General features: G+C 60.9%; 15 protein-coding genes and 1 pseudogene (1 of these 16 only partly in view). 5 read left to right on the top strand and 11 right to left on the bottom strand.

Annotated features, from left to right (window positions below; translation table 11 throughout):
- Window positions 1–26: 26 nt before the first annotated feature.
- From ACK83U_RS17345 to ACK83U_RS17370, 6 genes and pseudogenes are all read right to left on the bottom strand, one after another.
- Window positions 27–497 (bottom strand): GNAT family N-acetyltransferase, encoded by a 471-nt coding sequence (locus ACK83U_RS17345; RefSeq protein WP_412474867.1) that lies wholly within the window; start codon window positions 495–497, stop codon window positions 27–29.
- Between the two features lie 5 nt (window positions 498–502).
- The gene (locus ACK83U_RS17350) at window positions 503–1273 is read right to left on the bottom strand and encodes a molybdopterin-synthase adenylyltransferase MoeB (protein ID WP_112609841.1); all 771 of its coding nucleotides are present in this window, start codon (window positions 1271–1273) and stop codon (window positions 503–505) included.
- Window positions 1274–1309: 36 nt separating this feature from the next.
- Window positions 1310–2437: a DNA replication/repair protein RecF gene (recF, locus tag ACK83U_RS17355; protein ID WP_112609843.1), complete on the bottom strand. Its 1128-nt coding sequence runs from the start codon at window positions 2435–2437 to the stop codon at window positions 1310–1312.
- Window positions 2438–2754: 317 nt separating this feature from the next.
- Window positions 2755–3899 (bottom strand): annotated as a pseudogene (gene dnaJ, locus ACK83U_RS17360) (molecular chaperone DnaJ).
- Between the two features lie 82 nt (window positions 3900–3981).
- Window positions 3982–5901 (bottom strand): molecular chaperone DnaK, encoded by a 1920-nt coding sequence (gene dnaK / locus ACK83U_RS17365; protein WP_112338916.1) that lies wholly within the window; start codon window positions 5899–5901, stop codon window positions 3982–3984.
- A gap of 395 nt (window positions 5902–6296) precedes the next feature.
- Window positions 6297–8708 (bottom strand): transglycosylase domain-containing protein, encoded by a 2412-nt coding sequence (locus tag ACK83U_RS17370; RefSeq protein ID WP_112609845.1) that lies wholly within the window; start codon window positions 8706–8708, stop codon window positions 6297–6299.
- Window positions 8709–9002: 294 nt separating this feature from the next.
- On the opposite strand from ACK83U_RS17370, the gene ACK83U_RS17375 reads away from it, so the two are divergent.
- The 3 genes from ACK83U_RS17375 (at window position 9003) to ACK83U_RS17385 (ending at window position 9821) form a co-directional block, all read left to right on the top strand.
- Window positions 9003–9191, top strand: coding sequence for a hypothetical protein (locus tag ACK83U_RS17375; RefSeq protein ID WP_112338918.1), 189 nt, complete (start codon window positions 9003–9005; stop codon window positions 9189–9191).
- Window positions 9192–9268: 77 nt separating this feature from the next.
- Window positions 9269–9391, top strand: coding sequence for a hypothetical protein (locus ACK83U_RS17380; protein WP_257714005.1), 123 nt, complete (start codon window positions 9269–9271; stop codon window positions 9389–9391).
- Between the two features lie 187 nt (window positions 9392–9578).
- The gene (locus tag ACK83U_RS17385) at window positions 9579–9821 is read left to right on the top strand and encodes a DUF982 domain-containing protein (RefSeq protein ID WP_112609847.1); all 243 of its coding nucleotides are present in this window, start codon (window positions 9579–9581) and stop codon (window positions 9819–9821) included.
- A 223-nt stretch (window positions 9822–10044) separates the two neighbouring features.
- Here ACK83U_RS17385 and ACK83U_RS17390 read toward each other — a convergent pair whose 3' ends face one another.
- From ACK83U_RS17390 to ACK83U_RS17410, 5 genes are all read right to left on the bottom strand, one after another.
- On the bottom strand, window positions 10045–10914 hold the full coding sequence (locus ACK83U_RS17390) for an SH3 domain-containing protein (protein ID WP_112609849.1): 870 nt from the start codon (window positions 10912–10914) through the stop codon (window positions 10045–10047).
- A 667-nt stretch (window positions 10915–11581) separates the two neighbouring features.
- Entirely contained in the window at window positions 11582–13051 is a 1470-nt protein-coding gene (locus ACK83U_RS17395) for an efflux transporter outer membrane subunit (protein WP_112609851.1), read from the bottom strand.
- Window positions 13052–13399: 348 nt separating this feature from the next.
- Window positions 13400–14344 (bottom strand): phosphoribosylaminoimidazolesuccinocarboxamide synthase, encoded by a 945-nt coding sequence (locus tag ACK83U_RS17400; RefSeq protein ID WP_112609869.1) that lies wholly within the window; start codon window positions 14342–14344, stop codon window positions 13400–13402.
- A gap of 144 nt (window positions 14345–14488) precedes the next feature.
- Complete coding sequence (locus tag ACK83U_RS17405; protein WP_112609853.1) at window positions 14489–15169, bottom strand: phosphoribosyltransferase; 681 nt, start codon at window positions 15167–15169, stop codon at window positions 14489–14491.
- 13 nt (window positions 15170–15182) lie between these two features.
- Complete coding sequence (locus ACK83U_RS17410; RefSeq protein WP_112400346.1) at window positions 15183–15983, bottom strand: pseudouridine synthase; 801 nt, start codon at window positions 15981–15983, stop codon at window positions 15183–15185.
- Between the two features lie 356 nt (window positions 15984–16339).
- Between ACK83U_RS17410 and ACK83U_RS17415 the strand changes: the two genes are divergently transcribed.
- Both ACK83U_RS17415 and ACK83U_RS17420 read left to right on the top strand, forming a co-directional pair.
- Window positions 16340–17059, top strand: coding sequence for a response regulator (locus tag ACK83U_RS17415; RefSeq protein ID WP_015338318.1), 720 nt, complete (start codon window positions 16340–16342; stop codon window positions 17057–17059).
- 3 nt (window positions 17060–17062) lie between these two features.
- Window positions 17063–18096, top strand: the 5' portion of a protein-coding gene (locus tag ACK83U_RS17420; protein ID WP_112338925.1) for an ATP-binding protein. The gene runs 316 nt beyond the window's last position; the window shows 1034 of its 1350 coding nt (coding positions 1–1034); the start codon lies at window positions 17063–17065; its stop codon lies off the right edge, out of view.

Genomic DNA, 18096 nt, shown 5'->3' on the forward strand with positions numbered 1-18096 from the left:
GACACGGCTAAACGGTTGAAGATGCGCTAGGCAATCGCCTTTCGCATTTCGATTGATGTCGTGCGATCGAAACCGGCGTGGCGATTTTCGGCCGTCTTCCGGAAGCCCCAGGCGGCGAAGGTGGCGTGATTGTCGGTGAGCTCGATCCGCGTTTCCAGCCGCAAGGTTTTTAGACCGAGCTCGCGCGCTTTAGTCTCGGCCAGGGCAAGCAGGCGTCTGCCAATGCCCTTGCCCTGCGCTGTCGGCAGCACGGCGAGCTTGCCGACATAAAGGCTCTCTGCCTCCGGCCGGCAGAAAATGCAGCCGACTAAATGCTTATCATCAAGCGCGGCATAAGCGATCTCGCTAAACGCCTTCGCTTTCAGCGTTTCGGATGTCAGCGCGAGCGCGGAGGATGGCGGATCGATGCGGCCGTTCATGTAAGCGAAGGATGCCAAGATAAGATCCAGCAACGCATCCCAGCGGTCGAAGCCGTCATCGAGGCGACGAAACGCGATTTCGCTCATTCCGCCGCGACCCGAGCGCGTTTGCGGCGATAGCGTACGGTTTCGAAGCGCGAGGAAAGCCCATCATAGAGCAGCAGGCGGCCGATCAGCGGCTCGCCGATGCCTGCGATAAGCTTGATCGCCTCCATTGCCATCAGCGTGCCGATGACGCCTGTCAGGGCTCCGATGATGCCCGCTTCCGCGCAGCTGGGAATCAGGCCCTCCGGCGGTGGTGCCGGAAAGAGATCGCGATAGCGCGGATTGGGATTGCCGTCCGCATCGTTTTCGTAAGGCTTCAGTGTCGTCACGGACCCGTCGAATCTTCCGACAGCGCCGGTCACCAGCGGCAAACGCGTCGCTTCGGTCGCATCGGCCGCGGCATAGCGCGTGTCGAAATTGTCGGAGCCGTCGATGACGAGATCGAAGCCGGCAAGGTGCCGCGCAGCCGTATCGAGGCTGAACCGCTCTTCGAAGCGGATGGTGCGAACATGCGGGTTCAGCCGCGCGATGGCGTCGGCCGCGCTCTGCGTCTTCATGTCACCGATCGTGCCCGTATCGTGAATGACCTGCCGCTGCAGGTTTGACAGCGAAACGCGGTCGTCATCGGCAATGCCGAGCGTACCGACACCGGCGGCGGCGAGATATTGCAGGACCGGGGCACCGAGGCCGCCTGCGCCGATGACAAGCACGCGGGCCGCCTTTAATTTTTGCTGGCCGGCGCCGCCGACCTCCGGCAGGAGAATATGGCGGTGATAGCGGGCGATTTCGTCTGAGGTCAAAGGATCCATGTGCTCGAGTTTAGCACAATCGCGGCGAAGGAGGCGCTAGGATTTCGTAATGCCGCCATGCGCCACGGTAAAGAATTGCGCACGCTCGCCAAGGGCCGAGAACATCGACCTATCGGTGCCGGTCATGAAGGCTTGGCCGCCGAGGCCGTCGATGAGATCGAAGAGCGCTGCACGCCGTCCTTCGTCAAGATGCGCGGCAATCTCGTCGAGTAGCAGGATCGGAGCATAGCCCGTCAGGTTGCCGACCAGGCGTGCATGCGCAAGGATGAGGCCGACAAGAAGGGCTTTTTGCTCGCCTGTCGAGCAGCGCTCCGCTTCCATGTCCTTTTCGCGGTGGCGTACGAGAAGATCGACCCTATGCGGCCCGTCCAGCGTGCGGCCGGCAGCGGCGTCGCGGTAGCGCCCTTCGCGCAGCATATCGGCATACGCATCTTCGAGATCGACGGCGGGCCGGTCGAATTGTCCGTCGAGAAAGCCGGAAAGCGCGAGCGCCGCTGAAGGAAACGGCGTCGTCTCGCGCGTTTCGGCGATCAGCCGCGAGAGAAGGCCGAGCATTTCCTGCCGCGCGATCGCCATGGCAATGCCGAGGCTCGCCATCTGCTCCTCGATGCCGCCGAGCCAGGAGGGATCGAACCGGTTTTCGGATAGCAGCTTGTTGCGGCTGCGCATGGCGCGCTCGAAATCGCTGGCGCGGCGGCCATGGGCGGGATCGAGCGACAGCACCAACCGATCAAGGAAGCGGCGCCGCTCCGAGGAGCCGCCGGTAAACAGGCCGTCCATGGCCGGTGTCAGCCAGAGAATGCGCAGGTGATCGGTCAGCTCGTCGACAGTCTTGGCCGGCGTGCCGTTGATTCGCAGCCTGCGGGCGGCTGATTCGTCGGTCGTATCAATGCCGGTGCCGATCTCGACGGCACCCTCTATGCCTTCGAGCTCGGCGAAGATCGAAAATCCGCCTGCCGCATTGACCCGGGTGACATCGGCATAGGCCGCGCGGCGCAGGCCACGGCCAGGCGAAAGAAGCGAGACCGCCTCCATGAGATTGGTCTTGCCCGCGCCATTGTCGCCGGTCAGCACCACATGCCGCTCATCAAGCGTCAGCGCCGCCGCCGCATAATTGCGGAAGTCGGTCAGCTTCAGGCGCGAGATGGAAACCTTGTTCGGCATCTGTCTTTCGGATTCTGGGTCGATGGGCGAGGGGTATGCCGAACCCCGGCCAAGTGCAAGGTTTTTGCCGTCGGCAATGGGTGCAAGAGAGATCGAGGACGATTCCAGAGACCACCGCCGTCCTTCGACGTGTTCAGGATGAGGATGGAGTGGCTTCTGCGCCAAGTTCAGCAGAGCAATCCTTGTAATAGCGGACGTTCCATGGTGAAGACGCCCGCAGGGCCGTCTCGAACCACGAGGGCGGCTGATTCGCGTACCCCAACAAAAATCCGGCCGAATCATCGGCCGGATTCATGTGAAACATTTTGATTCGCGAATCAGTCGCTGAACGTATCGAAGAAATCCTTCATGCGGGCGAAGAAGCCCGTCGATTCGGGATTGTTGTCCTTCGAGGAGATCTGCTCGAACTCCTGCAGCAGTTCGCGCTGGCGCTTGGTCAGCTTCTGCGGCGTCTCGATCTGGATCTGGATGTAGAGATCGCCGACCTGGCTGGAGCGCAGCACCGGCATTCCCTTGCCCTTCAGGCGGAACTGCTTGCCGACTTGGGTTCCCTCGGGAACGCTGACGCGCGATTTCGTGCCATCGAGCGTCGCTACATCGAAGGTGCCGCCAAGCGCCGCCGTCGTCATCGAGATCGGCACGGCACAATAGAGATCGGCGCCGTCCCGCTGGAAGAATTCATGCGGCTTGACGGAGAGGAAGATGTAGAGGTCCCCGGAAGGACCACCGCGCAGGCCAGCTTCGCCTTCGCCCTGCAGGCGGATGCGCGTGCCGTCCTCAATGCCCGAGGGAATGTTGACGGAGAGCGAACGCTCCTCGGTCACGCGGCCCTGGCCATGACACTTGGTGCAGGGGTCGGGAATGATCTGGCCGCGACCGTGACAGGTCGGGCAGGTGCGCTCGACGGAGAAGAAGCCCTGTGCTGCGCGCACGCGGCCGGAGCCCTGGCAGGTGCCGCAGGTCTTCGGCTGCGTGCCGGGCTTGGCGCCCGAGCCGGAACAGACGTCGCAGGTGATCGAGGTCGGAACGCGGATCTGCGCCGTCTTGCCGCTGAAGGCTTCCTCGAGCGAGATTTCCATATTGTAGCGAAGATCGGCGCCGCGCTCGCGTCCTCCGGACGAGCGACCGCGAGCGCGTCCGCCACCCATCATCTCGCCGAAAATATCCTCGAAAATATCGGAGAAACCGCCGCCGCCGAAACCGGCTCCGAAGCCGCCGCCACCGCCCATGCCGCCATGCTCGAAGGCTGCATGGCCGTAGCGGTCATAGGCTGCGCGCTTTTGCGGGTCCTTGAGCGTTTCGTAGGCTTCGTTGATTTCCTTGAACTTCCGCTCGGCATTGCTGTCGTCCGGGTTCTTGTCCGGATGAAATTGCATCGCCAGCTTGCGAAGGCGCTCTTCAGCTCTTTCTCGTCCGCTGTTTTTGAGACGCCCAATGTCTCGTAAAAATCCGCTTTTGCCATTAAGGACTAGACCCCGGAAATGGATTTCCGGCTGCCCCGAAGGCAGCCGGATTTAAGTCTCCTAGAACCTTTCGGTTCGCGCTTATGCAGACCGCTTGTGGTCGCCTTCGTCCTTGATTTCCTCGTAGTCGGCATCAACGACATCGTCCTTGCCGCCTGCTGCCGAGGCATCGCCGGAACCGGCTTCCGCCTGCTGCGACTCATAGATCGCCTGGCCGAGCTTCATGGAAACTTCCATAAGCGTCTGGGTCTTGGCCTTGATGTCTTCGGCATCCGGTTCGGAAGCTTCGGTTGCCGCCTTCAGCGCTGCGATCGCATCGGAGATCGCGGTGCGATCGGCTTCGGTGACCTTGTCGCCGTAATCCTTCAGCGACTTCTCGCTGGAGTGGATCAGGCTTTCGGCCTGGTTCTTGGCTTCGACACCTTCGCGGCGCTTCTTGTCCTCGGCAGCATGGGCTTCGGCATCCTTGACCATCTTCTCGATGTCGGCGTCGGAAAGACCGCCGGAAGCCTGGATGCGGATCTGCTGTTCCTTGCCGGTACCCTTGTCCTTGGCCGAAACCTGGACGATGCCGTTGGCGTCGATATCGAAGGTGACTTCGATCTGCGGAACGCCACGCGGTGCCGGCGGCAGGCCGACGAGGTCGAACTGGCCGAGCAGCTTGTTGTCTGCAGCCATTTCGCGCTCGCCCTGCGAGACGCGGATGGTTACGGCCGACTGGTTGTCGTCGGCGGTCGAGAAGGTCTGCGACTTCTTCGTCGGGATCGTCGTGTTGCGTTCGATCAGACGGGTGAAGACGCCGCCCAGCGTTTCGATGCCGAGAGACAGCGGGGTCACGTCGAGGAGCAGAACGTCCTTGACGTCGCCCTGCAGAACGCCGGCCTGGATAGCGGCGCCGAGCGCGACGACTTCATCCGGGTTGACGCCCTTGTGCGGCTCTTTGCCGAACAGCTGCTTGACGACTTCCTGTACCTTCGGCATGCGGCTCATGCCGCCGACGAGAACGACTTCGTCGATTTCGGCGGCGGTAACGCCGGCATCCTTGAGGGCTGCCTTGCACGGCGCGATGGTGCGCTGAACCAGATCGTCGACCAGGCTTTCCAGCTTGGCGCGGGTCAGCTTCAGCGTCAGGTGCTTCGGGCCGGTGGCGTCTGCCGTGATGAAGGGCAGGTTGATTTCGGTCTGCTGTGCGGACGACAGTTCGATCTTGGCCTTCTCGGCAGCTTCCTTCAGGCGCTGCAGGGCAAGCTTGTCGCCCTTGAGATCGATGCCGTTGTCCTTCTTGAACTCGGCAACGAGATATTCGACGAGACGCATGTCGAAGTCTTCACCGCCGAGGAAGGTATCGCCGTTGGTCGACTTCACTTCGAAGACGCCGTCGCCGATTTCCAGGATGGAGATATCGAAGGTGCCGCCGCCAAGGTCGTAAACGGCGATGGTCTTGCCGTCCTTCTTGTCGAGGCCGTAAGCAAGGGCTGCAGCCGTCGGCTCGTTGATGATGCGCAGAACTTCGAGACCGGCGATCTTGCCGGCATCCTTGGTTGCCTGGCGCTGAGCGTCGTTGAAGTATGCGGGAACGGTGATAACAGCCTTGTCGACCTTTTCACCGAGATAGGATTCGGCGGTTTCCTTCATCTTCTGAAGGATCATTGCGGAAATCTGGGCGGGCGAATAGCCCTTGCCGTTGGCTTCTACCCAGGCGTCGCCATTGTCGCCCCGAACGATGTTGAAGGGAACAAGGTGCTTGTCCTTCTCGACGGTCGGATCTTCGTAGCGGCGGCCGATGAGGCGCTTGACAGCGAAGAGGGTGTTTGTGGGGTTGGTGACAGCCTGGCGCTTGGCCGGCTGACCGACGAGACGTTCACCATCGTCGGTGAAGGCAACCATGGAGGGGGTCGTCCGGGCGCCTTCGGCATTTTCGATCACTTTTGCGTCCTTACCGTCCATGACGGCGACGCAGGAATTTGTCGTTCCAAGGTCGATACCAATTACTTTTGCCATGTCATTCTCTCCTTGAAGCAAGCTATCGGAACCCCTGTCAGGCATTCCATTGACAGCCCCTTACGGGATGGTCTTGAGGATTGCGCAGCCATGACTGCGGTGATGCCGCGTATATAAGTAGCGGTTTTACTGACTGCAAGGCAGGAAATGGCCCGAAATCCAGCAAAACAAATGGTTTGTCGCTCAAATTCCACATGCCCCATATGCGCCGAGGACCTCAGGATTTGACGCGACCGCGTATCAGAGCAGCCTTGCTGCGGCCATGCAAGCGTCTACTGCATGATTCTCTAAATCGGGATCGATTTAAGAATAAAATTCTGCAGCAGGTCCAAAGTGCCGCAGTGACCTTAGCGCGCCTACATGACGCGCCGTGCTGTGAGGGCGAAATTGCGATTTTATCGGCCCAGGATGACATCGAGCAGTGACGAGCGGTGCGGCCGCGCCGTGGCGACCGGAGCGCCGCCATCGCCGACATCGGCGGGCGGTATATCGCTGTCATATCGATTGGAGCTGTAAGGGTTGGTGTCGTCGGCCAGATTTGCCGGCGGCAGGTCCTGCGGGTCGTCGTTCGCGGAGGCCTGGTTGACAACCTGCGGCTGGATCGGCTGTTGCGACGGCCTTTGCTGCAAGGTCGGCTGTTGCATCGGCTGTCCGCCATTGGCGACGCCGGAGATGATGTTGCCGATGGTGGTCGGCTGGTCGCCGTTCGGCGCCGTCTGCGCCATGGGCAGGCCGTTGTCGATGATCTGGCCGCCGCCGAAGATCGGTGTCGGCGCAATGCCCTTATGGGCGGCGACCATGAATTCCTTCCACGCCTTTGCCGGCAGACCGCCGCCCGTCACCTTGCGCATCGACTTGCCGTCGTCATTGCCAAACCAGACGCCCGTGGTCAGGTGGCTGGTGAAGCCGACGAACAGCGCGTCGCGGAAGGATTGCGTCGTGCCCGACTTGCCGGCCGCCTGCCAGCCTGGAATGCGTGCTGTCTTGCCGGTGCCGTTAGTGATGACACCGGCCATCATGGCGTTCATGTTCGCAACGATATCCGGGTTGAGCACGCGCTCCGGATTGTCCGTATTGGCCTGGTACAGCACCTTGCCGGAGGCGGTCGTTACCTTGGTGACGACATGCGGGGCTACTTTGAAACCGCCGTTCATGAAGGTGGCATAGGCGGAAGTCAGCTCCAGCAGCGACACTTCGGACGTGCCAAGCGCGATCGAGGCATTGGCCTGCAAATCCGATTCGATGCCGAGCCTGCGGGCGACCTTGATGACCTGGTCCGGCCCGACTTCGGCGACGAGCTGCGCGGCAACGGTGTTCAGCGAATGCGCGATCGCGGTGGCAAGCGTGACGGGGCCGCTATAGCGCTGTTCATAATTTTCAGGCGCCCAGTTGCCGATCTTGACCGGCATGTCGTTGCGGATGGAATTGGGTGTCAGGCCCATCTCAAGCGCTGCGGTATAGACGAACGGCTTGAAAGCGGAGCCCGGCTGGCGCTTGGCGGTGACCGCGCGATTGAACTGGCTCTGTGCATAGTCGCGGCCGCCAACGAGAGCACGGATGGCGCCTGTTGCGTCGACGGAAACCAGTGAGGCCTGCGATGCGTTCAGCTTCTTGCCTTCCTTTTCGAGCACATCGCTGAGTGCCTTCTCTGCCTTCTCCTCCAGCGACATGTCGAGCGTGGTGTCCACGATCAGGTCTTCCTTGACATCGCCGCCGATCAGCTTCGGTAGCTGGTCCATGACCATGTCGGCGACGTAATTCTCGGCGCCGCTCCAGTAGCTCTTCGATCGTGTCGGCGGCTGGGACATCGCCGTCTTGGTATCGGCCTCGGTGATGAAGCCTTGATCCTGCATCGCCTGCAGCACGAGTTGCGCGCGCGCCTCGGCGGCGGCGGGATCGCGGGCGGGCGACAGCCGCGAGGGCGCCTTGACCAGGCCGGCAAGCATGGCGGCCTCGCCGAGATTGACGTCCTTGGCCGATTTGTTGAAGTAGCGCCGCGAGGCGGCCTCGACGCCATAGGCGTTGGAGCCGAAATAGACGCGGTTCAGGTACATCGTCAGGATCTGATCCTTGGTGTACTTGTGCTCCAGCCACAGCGCCAGCAGCACTTCCTGCACTTTGCGTTCCAGCGTGCGGTCCGGCGACAGGAAGAGGTTCTTGGCAAGCTGCTGCGTCAGCGTCGAGCCGCCCTGAACGGCATGTCCCGTCACGATATTCGTCACTACCGCGCGGCCAAGGCCGATCGGATCGAAGCCGAAATGCGAGTAGAAGCGCCGATCCTCAATCGCGACGATAGCCTCGGGAATATAGGGCGACATCTCGCTCAGCGATACGGCCTCGCCGCCCGTGGTGCCGCGATTGGCGATCAGGCTGCCGTCGAGACCATTGATCTTGACGTTCGGCGGCCGTTCAGGGATGGACCAGGTGCTGGCGCTCGGCATGCGCGAGCCGTAGTAGGCGACGAGGCCGGCAAGGCCGATACCGGCCCAGAGGCAGAGTACGAGACCCCAGTAGATCGTCGAACGGATGAAGCCGAAAAAGCCGCGCCGCGGCCGCGCACGGCGTGCCGGTTTGCGGCGGCTGCGGGCGCGAGTTCGGCGAGGCTTTTCGACCACGGGCTCATCCTCGTCGTCATCGTCGTCGGGTTCCGGTTCTTCGTAGTATGTTTTGGAAGAAGACGAATATTTCTTGGCCGAGTGCCTGTTGCCGATGATGCGCTCGCCGGCATTGAATCCGTCCTCGATGCGTTCCCGGCCGCTGGAAAAGGATGGTTCTATTCTCTGGCTTGATTTTTTCTTATCTGCCATTGCCGGCCGGTCGTACCTCGGTGCCCTTGTATTCCATGCCTTCTATCAGGCTGATCGCAGCGGCGGTAGCGATCTTTCAGCCAATGGGCGATCGAGGTAAAGCAACCCGCCTTGGTTCGCGCCTCTGCTGAAGACATCAAATCCCGCCTGAATTGTAAATGCGGCGATTTAAGGAGGGATTAAGAACATTCCGCCCCGCAATGGCGGCGATCTCGCCCTGCGACCGCGGGGGGCGCAAGGAACTTTTCGCCACCCTGAGCATTATCCTCTCATAAAAACAAAGAGGGCGAGCCCATGACTTCATTACTAAAGATAGAGCAAATTGAAGAGAGCAAGCTACGCGAGGTCTGGAGCGTCGAGGATTTCGTCCGACGCCATCGGATTTGCAAGGAGGAGGAAGCCCGGCTGAAGAAGCTGTTCGGCGACTTCGCAACGAAGCAGGAATTGCTCTCCAACGCGCAGCGGCCGCCCCAATTCCGTTGAAATGAAGTGGTTGGCCAGTGCGATGTTCATCGTGAGCCGCTGCGATCGAACGGATCGCAGCGGAGGAGGCTGAGCCAATGTGGAAACGTTTCGAACTGTGGCTGGTGGACCAGATCGACCGAATATTCGGCCTCGAGCGGCTTGCGCGCCGTGCCGGCTTCTCTCCGGATGAGGCGAGGCGGATCGCACGTGAAAAGTAGGCCGCCGGTGTTCCCCTGCAATTTGGGGATACTATCGCACTCGTATCGGATGAGACTGCGTCGATACTTCACGGACAACAAGCAATCTTCCATATTTTCGAATGCTCTGAACAAGGTTATAGTATTGTCATGTGGCCGTCTTAATCGACGGTTCCAAGCAATTGGTAGCGCGTGAGGAGGAGTGTTCATGCGACACGTCAAATGGAGCAATCCGATCGAGGTCGGTTTTGCTCAGGATAGCTTCCAGGTCGTGACAGGCCCTTCCGAGGCCCTTAATTGCATGGCCAATCTATGGCCCGACCGCCGTGGTCCCCTCTATGTGGCGGCTCGAAGCCTTTGCCGGGCTGCCATTGACGGCCGCAAGTCTGCCGAAGAAGCGCGCGAGATGTTCATTTCAGCCACTCGGGAAGCGCGTCTAAAGATGCATTGAAGCATGCCGCTACCATCGCATTAACTGTCCAAACCTTGCGAACCGGCGAAAGCGCGGCAGAGGTCGAGAGTTTTGCGCGCGTGCTCTTCCGTGAAATCATCTGCTGAGTGAAGCTCCCGCACGGGAGCGCGTTCTTCTGGGAGGCAATGCACTTCACCAAAAAGGCCGGCGACTTTCAAAGTCGCCGGCCTTTTAGCTTTTCAGGTGGTTGCAGGGCCGGCCGTCAGCGGTTCGAGCCTCTCACGGACATCCGGCAGTTGGGCTCCGACGCGGGGCATGGATCTCTGTGGTTAGGGCTATAAGGTCCCGGGTCGCTTGCATTCGGCCGCGGATTGTTCTGTGGCTGCTGCGGCTGTGGTTGCGGTTGAGCCTGCTGCGGTTCCGGGCGCGGGCGGTTGTCCGGACGGTTGTTGTCGTGCTGGCGGTCTGGCCGGTTACCCCAGTCCCGGTTGTCGTCCAGGCGCTGTCTGCCCCAGTCGCGATTGCCGTCGCGTTGTCTGTCCCAATCGCGGTTACGATCACGATCGGGCCGGCGATCCCAGTTGCGATCCTGTCCGTCATTCCAGTCGCGATTGCGATCAGGGCGGCGGTCCCAGTTGCCATCCTGATCATCATTCCAGCCGGAGCCGCGGTCCCAGCCCGGAGAATTGCGGTGGTCCCAGCCGCTGTCGGGCCGCCGATCGCCCCAGCCAGGGCCGCGGCGCCAGCGATCGCGATCGCGGTAGAAGTCGCGGCCGCGGTAATAGCGACCCCAATAGTCGTCGAAATTGAACACCACTGTCGGAATACCGAGCGGCCGGTAATATTGCCGGTCGACATAGATGCGGCGCGACTGATAGGTCGCCTGGATATAACGGCCTGCAACCCAGCCGCGGCCACCGTAGAAGGAGACATCGCACCACGGCGTATCATTGAGGCAGCCATTGATCTGAAGGGGCACACCGACCGGGATCATCGTGACAGCCGGATAGGCGGTGCTTGGGCCTGACCGCATGTTGACGTTTGCCGTGGCAAAGCCTTCCGCCGCGTCCGCAATGGCTGGCAGCGCCATGAGCGCTGTCAGTAGACTCGCCGCGAGAACCTTGAATTTCATAAATCACTCTCCCTTTCGCGCACTTCGCCGCCCCGGCGCTTGTTCACAGTCACGCGCCTACCCCGGCGCTCTTTGGTAACACTACCCAACTTCGGCAAGATAAAGGCTTCTCTATGCACGGGGTCTGATAGGAATCCCAAGTGCCTCCTCAATCTGTGCATGTGTTGTAGAAGCATTTGCATGAATACAGCTTGAACGCGCCAGTTCGAAACCGAAAAGGCGTTAAGGTTTTCGATCAAGGCTGCCGGGCTGCTTTAGAAGGTTTCTGGCAGAAACAACAAAGCGGCCTTGAAATTGCCACCTTGCCCTCTCATATACGCTTCAGTCATGCAGCCGATGGGCGCTGGCGCGCTGGAAAGCGAGCCATTTCGTCCGTTAATATCATGAAAGCGGCGTTAACTCTTCGTTGACCTTTCATGATCAATCTGGCTGCAGTTCCGCCCTTGCCTTTGACCACGGATGTACTGGCACTGATGTGAAGGCGGATGGCGAAAGGCCGGGTCATTCCGGCCTTTTTGTTTTTGGCGATGGCGTGTTCTTGCGGAAGCGGAGCGCGCCATTTTCATTTTAGCCATCTCCGTGCGCCCAAAAGAAAAACCGCCACAGATCCCTGCGGCGGTTTTCAAGTTCAAGCGGTAAGGCCCTGCTAGAGCCCCGGGCTATAGGCTTACATCGCCTTCTTGGCCGCGACCTTGATGGCCTCGGCCTTGGCTCTGGTCGGTCCTGCGGCCGCGATCGCCTTATCGGCCGGCACATAACCTGCGCCGATCGCGACGTTCAGCGAGATGTAGTCGGTAGCGCTCTGCTGAACAGCCTGCGCCAGGCTCTGCTGGGCAGCGGTCACATTGCGCTGTGCGTCGAGAACGTCGAGCAGCGAAGATGCACCGTCCTTGTAGCTTGCTGTCGAGAGCTGCAGGGCTTCCTGATAGGACTTGACCTGAGCCTGCAACGCCGCGACCGTCTGAGCATCACGGGCAACTGCCGACAGAGCGTTTTCAACCTGTTCGACAGCCTCTCGCACCGTCTGCTGCCAGGCGAGATAGTTCTCGCGGCTTGTCGATTCAGCGCTCTTGACGCCGGCGCGCAGGGCACCGCCATCGAAGATAGGCAGGTTCAGCGATGGGCCGAACGACCAGGTGGTCAGGCCGCCGCTCGCTGCCGATGTATGGATATAGGTCGGCGAAATCGAACCGCTGAGGGTGATCGACGGGAAGAGCTTGGCTTCCGCCACACCGATCTGGGCCGTCGAGGCAGCAAGCTGACGCTCTGCAACGCGAATATCAGGGCGGTTGCGGATGAGGTCGGCCGGAACACCGGTGCGGACGCTGCCGCGGAAGATCGGCTGCCTGCCGCCGCCCTGCATCTGCGCGATGATGGTCGATGAAGGAACGTTGAGCAGCGTCGCGATGTGGTGCACCTGCTGGCGATAGCTGATTTCATAACCAGGCACCAGCGCCAGCGTCTGGTTGACAAGGCCTTCCGCCTGAACCACGTCGAGGCGGGAAGCTGCACCGGCTTCGAGCTGGAACTTGGTCAGCGAAAGCGTATCGCGCCGCGACTTCAGGTTTTCCTGCGCGATCGAGATGAGCCTCTGGTAATAGCGGGCATTGACATAGCTGTTGGCGAGATCCTGCAGATATGTCAGGCGTGCAACGTCGACGCTGGAATAGGCGGCGTCGACCGAAGCATTGGCGCTTTCCGTAGCGCGGCGATACTGACCCCAGAGGTCGAGCAGCCAGGAAGCCGAAGCAGTGCCTTGCGTGGTGTTTCGTCTTCCGCCAGACGAAGAGACCCTCGAGCCACCCTTCTGGCCGCTTGTCGTATTGTCACCCAACACGGTGAGGCTTGGGAGACCGCCTGCACCTGCTGTGACGACGGCAGCTTCCGCCTGGTTGATGCGTTCCAGCGACTGCTGGATGGTCAAGTTCTGGGCAAGTCCCTGTGTGGCGAAGGCATTCAGCTTGGTGTCGCCGAAAGCGGTCCACCATTGCGAGCCGGCGATATCGCCGTTCGCCTTCGTACCGCCCTCCGAGAATTTGGCCGGGAGAGGCATTTCCGGTGGCTTATGGTCTGGGCCGCTGACGCAACCTGCCAAAACAAGCAGCAGGGCGGGGGCGGCAGTACGAATGGAAACCATCACTTTGTCCCACAATTCAATTTACTGATCAGTGTTTTTCGGGATCGGCTTGACCCCATATGCCGGCGCTCCAGTCTTACGCAACACAAACAACGACCCGAAGCGGTCGGCGTCAATCTAGCAACGAGTTTTGCAATAGCACAGTGGCTTTTACGAATTCTCGGCAGCGAACATATGTGGGATCGGGCGAAATATCAGCTTGTCGGTAAAAAAAATCTAAAGTGTTGCAAAAAACATACCCTCGCATCCACAATCAAGGGATGTGAATGGCGCAAAACTTCGCCACTACCGCAACTTCCGGGAAGCTTCGGCATGCCCATTCAGCGAAACGACCGTTCAAACGGTCTCCTAAGGGAAATAGCGGGCGAGGCTTGCGCGAACCCGGTCAAGCGGCGTTGCGTCGCGATCATCGGGCACGAAAGTCATGCCTGTGATCGCTTCATAGGCGCGTATATAGACCTTGGACGTCTCCTCGACCAACTCCCGTGGAATTTCCGGAATCTCGTCCTTATAGGGATCGCAGCGCTCCGTGACCCAGGCCCGCACGAAATCCTTGTCGAAGCTTTCGGGGCGCACACCGTTTTTGAAGCGGTCCTCGTAGCTGTCGGCGAGCCAATAGCGGCTGCTGTCGGGCGTGTGGATTTCGTCGGCAAGGATGATGGTGCCGTTTTCATCGGTCCCGAACTCATATTTGGTATCGACGAGGATCAGCCCCCGCTTGCGGGCGATTTCCTGTCCGCGCGCGAACAGGGCAAAAGCATAATTCGTCAGCGTCTGCCACTGCTGCTTTGTCAGAAGCCCGCCCTCGACGATCTGCTTCGGCGTCAGAGGCTCGTCATGACCGCCGTCGAATTCCTTGCTCGTCGGGGTAATGATCGGCTGTGGCAGGATCTGGTTGTCGCGCATGCCATCCGGCAGGGTGATGCCGTACATCTCGCGCTGACCCTTCTTGTAGAGCGTCAGGATCGAGGTCCCGGTGGTGCCGGCGAGATAGCCGCGCACGACGACCTCGACAGGCAGAATATTCAACCGCTTGCCGACCACCACGTTCGGGTCGGGATAGTCGATCACGTGGTTGGGGCAGATATCGCGTGTTTGCTCGAACCAGTAGCGGGCGGTCTGCGTTAGCACCTGGCCCTTATAAGGAATGCAGGTGAGGATGCGGTCGAACGCGCTCAACCGGTCGGTGCTGATGATGATGCGGCTGCCGTCGGGCAGATCGTAATTTTCGCGCACCTTGCCGCGATAGTAGTTGGGCAATTCCGGAAAATAGGCTTCGGAGAGAGTTCGCAACGCGTCCACCAACAGGCTCGTGCATCCGCCCGACGGATGCTTCTTGAGCGGACCCTTAGCGTATTGCGGCCGGAAGCGGAACGGTTTTCACATATATAATATGCAATTTGCCTTCCATCGCATGGCCGCAACAGCAAAATGCGGTCAGCTCGGCCGGCGCCAGCCGCTTCCGCTCCACTCGAGGATCGGCGTCGACAACACGCCGATGATTTTCTCGCTCCAACGCTTGCCGCCTAGATCGACACGATCCCGCCAGCGTTCGGATTGCAGCATCGCCGCGCCGATCACTACGGGATCGATACCGCAAGACGTTAAAAGAGAAAGACCTGCAACGATCGAGGCGCCGCTGGAGATCACATCGTCGATCAGCGCGACGCGCTTTCCTTCCAGCAGTGGTAGCATGCGCGGGTCTATATAAAGACGCTTCTCCTGGTTTGGCGTGGTGATGGAGGAGAGCGGGACCGAAAGCTCCTCGCGGTACCAGAATTTACGCGATGTTCCGAGCGGCGCGTAGCGCGTATGGCCGAGTGCGCGGGCCACTGCCGCCGCCAGCGTCAGTCCGAGCGTCGGCAATCCGGCGACGACATCGATATCATATGCTGCCATTCGCTTCGCAAGCGTCTCCGCAAGAGCGTCCAAAACGGTGAAGCTTGCCTGATTGACGATCAGCGACGCCAGCGCATGTTCGCCGTCGGCGAGCACGCGGATCGGCAGCCGCAATTGCCGCCCGTCCGGCAGCTCGGCTACGTAGAAATCCGCACGCTCCGCCATTGGATCGAAGGTGCCCGGCGCATCCAGCTCCTGCCAGAAGTCATGAGGTTGCATCGCGCTCAGCCTTCTACCGATTGACTTTCATTCCGGCGCGCCGGTGCAAGCTCAGGATTTCGGCCTCGGTCAAGGCCCGCACGCCGCCCTTCGGCAGATCACCAAGCGCGATATCGCCAAAGGCAACGCGCACCAGCCGCAGGCATTCGATGCCAAGCGCTTCCAGCATGCGACGGATCTGGCGATTACGCCCTTCCTTCAGCTCCACCTCGATCCAGCTGTTGCGGTCGCCGCTGCGCAGCAGCCGGGCCGAGCTCGCGGTCAGGAGCTCACCATCGTCGACGATGCCACGCTCCATGCGTGCCAGCTGCTCCAGGTCCATAATGCGGTCGACCTGCACATGATAGGCCTTGCCGACATGGCTGACGGGGTCGAGCAGGGCCTGCGCCAATACCGTGTCGTTGGTGAAGAGCAGCAATCCCTCGCTCGCCTTGTCAAGGCGGCCGACGGGCGCGAGATGGCGGGCATCGATCTCCCTCAGGCAGTCATAAACGGTCGGCCGTCCTTCGGGATCGTCGCGCGTCGTCACCAGCCCGCGCGGTTTGTTCAGCATGAAATAGAGCTTCTTTTCGGCTGATATCTCCATGCCGTCAACCGCGAACTTCGAATGCTCCAGATCGACCCAGATGGCAGGATCGGAGATCAGGCGGCCGTCCACGGTCACGCGGCCGGCGACGATCAACGCTTCCGCCTGCGTGCGCGAGCAATAGCCAAGCTTCGAAAGCGCTCGTGGCAAGGTCACGCGCTTGCCCTCCGGCTCTGGGGTGCGCCTTGTCGCTTTGCCGGATCTCTGCGGTGATTGCCTTTGGCTCAACCGTCCTGCCTCATGAGCATGTTTCCCTGGCCCGACATTGCTGTCGGTGAAGGTCAATCCTTTCGCACGGCGGCGCGCAGGACGCAAACCCGCATTGTCGAAAAGGATCGGCGGTTTGGAAAAGCAGACAGGGCTCGCGTTTCGTGGATGCGAGCCCTGTCGCGGGCCGGAGCGGGCGATGGGGTCGGGTAGGCGGCAACGAAGCTGCCGACATTCGCTCCGGAGGGATCCGGCTGCGGAGAAACTGCATCGCTTCTTTTGCTGGGATTTTTCAAAAGAAGGGAAATTTGTTACAGTTTGTAACGTCGGTCGTTTCCCTGTTGCCAAAACCGCCTCTCGCCCCGCATGGAAGAGCCATGGTTTCCGCATCGCTGCTTCTGGTCGAAGACGACCGCGAGATTAGGGCGCTCCTGGAGGAGTTCCTGAGCCGTGAAGGTTTTGCCGTGCAGGCCGCCGACAGCGCCGCAGCTATGGATCGTATTCTATCCAAGGGGTTCCCCGATCTGATCATCCTCGATCTGATGCTGCCGGGTGAAGATGGTCTCTCCGCATGCCGGCGCATCCGCACCCGCAGCAAGGTGCCTATCCTGATGCTGACGGCGAAGACTGAAGATATCGATCGCATTCTCGGCCTCGAGATGGGCGCCGACGACTATCTCGGCAAGCCTTTCAACCCGCGCGAGCTCCTGGCACGCATCCGCGCCATTCTCCGCCGCTCCGGCCCGGAGCGGCCGGAAGATGCCGGCATTCCATCACGGCGCAAAAGCTTCGCCGGATTGATCGTCGATCTCGACGGCCGGGTGATCGAGATGGATGGCGAGCGCGTCGTGCATCTGACGACCGCCGAGTTCGATCTGCTCGTCTGCTTCCTCGAAAGACCGCGCCGCGTGCTGTCGCGCGAGCAATTGCTCGACTGGACGCGCGGCCGTGGCGCCGATCCTTTCGACCGGACGATCGATGTTACGGTCTCCCGCCTGCGCACCAAGCTCGGCCATTGCCTGCCTGATGGCGCTCAGATCATCACCACGGTGCGCAATGCCGGCTATCTCCTTACAAGGGACGTGAAGGATGTCTGAACCATGCTGAAACTCGGTCTGGTCGCCCGTATCATCATGATTGTGGCCGTGGCACTGTTCATCATTCAGCTTGCGGCCTTTGCGGCCGCACAGCTGAAGCCGGATACGCCGTTCAATCCGGAGCGGTCGCCCGCCAAGCAAGTGAAGACTGCGATCCGTCTTCTCGATGCCATTCCGCCGGAGGCGCAACAGGCAGCCGTGCGGGCACTGAATGCCAATGGCCTGGCGATCCACCTGGCCGATCCGCCGGCTCCGGGTCGGGAGGAGGCCTCCAATCTGACGCTTACCGACAAGCTCGCCCGCGAATTTGCCGCGATCGCGCTCGGCAATCGCTATTTCAACATGCGCTCGCTTTCGGAAAAGCCGCAGGGCTGGTTCTCCGTCGGTGCGCCGGACAGGATCGTGGAGGTATCGATCGGCGTTGCCGGCGGCAAGATCGCCGTCTTCAACCTGCCCGAAACGCCGACGGTGCGATTGAACGGCATTCCCATCGGCCTCATCGCCGGCATCCTCGGCATGCTGGTCGCCGTCATCGCCATTGCCGCCGTAGCGCGGGAAACCCGGCCCCTGACGCGCCTGTCGCGAACCGTCAACTCGATCGGCAATGGTCTGCAGCCGGTTCATATTCCCGAAAGAGGCGCCTGTGAGCTGCGCCTGCTGATCAAGGCGATCAACGCCATGCAGTTGCGCATCGCCGCGCTCGTCAGCAACCGCACCCTTATTCTCGGAGCGATCTCGCACGATCTGAGGACCTACCTCACTCGCTTCCGTCTGCGCATGGAAATGATGCCGGAGACGCCGCATCGCGAGCGGGCGATCGCCGATGTCGAGGCCATGCAGCGGCTGGTGGAGGATGCGCTCGGCTTCGCCCGCAGCACCGTCATCTCGGACGGCAAGACCATTGTCGATCTCGACGCTGCCATCCAAGGTCACCTCGCCGAGCGGCAGGACGGCCAGGGCCTGGTGGGTTTCATGCCGATCGGGCAGCCGATTGCCGTCGCGATGACGGAGACTGCTCTCGTTCGAGTGCTTGATAA

It is taken from the genome of Rhizobium sp. WW22 (assembly GCF_047041135.1).
Classification (GTDB): domain Bacteria; phylum Pseudomonadota; class Alphaproteobacteria; order Rhizobiales; family Rhizobiaceae; genus Rhizobium.

Excerpts from the sequence above, each read along its gene's own strand:
- ACK83U_RS17350 (WP_112609841.1), bottom strand. The coding sequence starts at position 1,273 with ATGGATCCTTTGACCTCAGACGAAATCGCCCGCTATCACCGCCATATT.
- recF (WP_112609843.1), bottom strand. The coding sequence starts at position 2,437 with ATGCCGAACAAGGTTTCCATCTCGCGCCTGAAGCTGACCGACTTCCGC.
- dnaK (WP_112338916.1), bottom strand. The coding sequence starts at position 5,901 with ATGGCAAAAGTAATTGGTATCGACCTTGGAACGACAAATTCCTGCGTC.
- ACK83U_RS17370 (WP_112609845.1), bottom strand. The coding sequence starts at position 8,708 with ATGGCAGATAAGAAAAAATCAAGCCAGAGAATAGAACCATCCTTTTCC.
- ACK83U_RS17375 (WP_112338918.1), top strand. The coding sequence starts at position 9,003 with ATGACTTCATTACTAAAGATAGAGCAAATTGAAGAGAGCAAGCTACGC.
- ACK83U_RS17380 (WP_257714005.1), top strand. The coding sequence starts at position 9,269 with ATGTGGAAACGTTTCGAACTGTGGCTGGTGGACCAGATCGACCGAATA.
- ACK83U_RS17385 (WP_112609847.1), top strand. The coding sequence starts at position 9,579 with ATGCGACACGTCAAATGGAGCAATCCGATCGAGGTCGGTTTTGCTCAG.
- ACK83U_RS17390 (WP_112609849.1), bottom strand. The coding sequence starts at position 10,914 with ATGAAATTCAAGGTTCTCGCGGCGAGTCTACTGACAGCGCTCATGGCG.
- ACK83U_RS17395 (WP_112609851.1), bottom strand. The coding sequence starts at position 13,051 with ATGGTTTCCATTCGTACTGCCGCCCCCGCCCTGCTGCTTGTTTTGGCA.
- ACK83U_RS17405 (WP_112609853.1), bottom strand. The coding sequence starts at position 15,169 with ATGCAACCTCATGACTTCTGGCAGGAGCTGGATGCGCCGGGCACCTTC.
- ACK83U_RS17415 (WP_015338318.1), top strand. The coding sequence starts at position 16,340 with ATGGTTTCCGCATCGCTGCTTCTGGTCGAAGACGACCGCGAGATTAGG.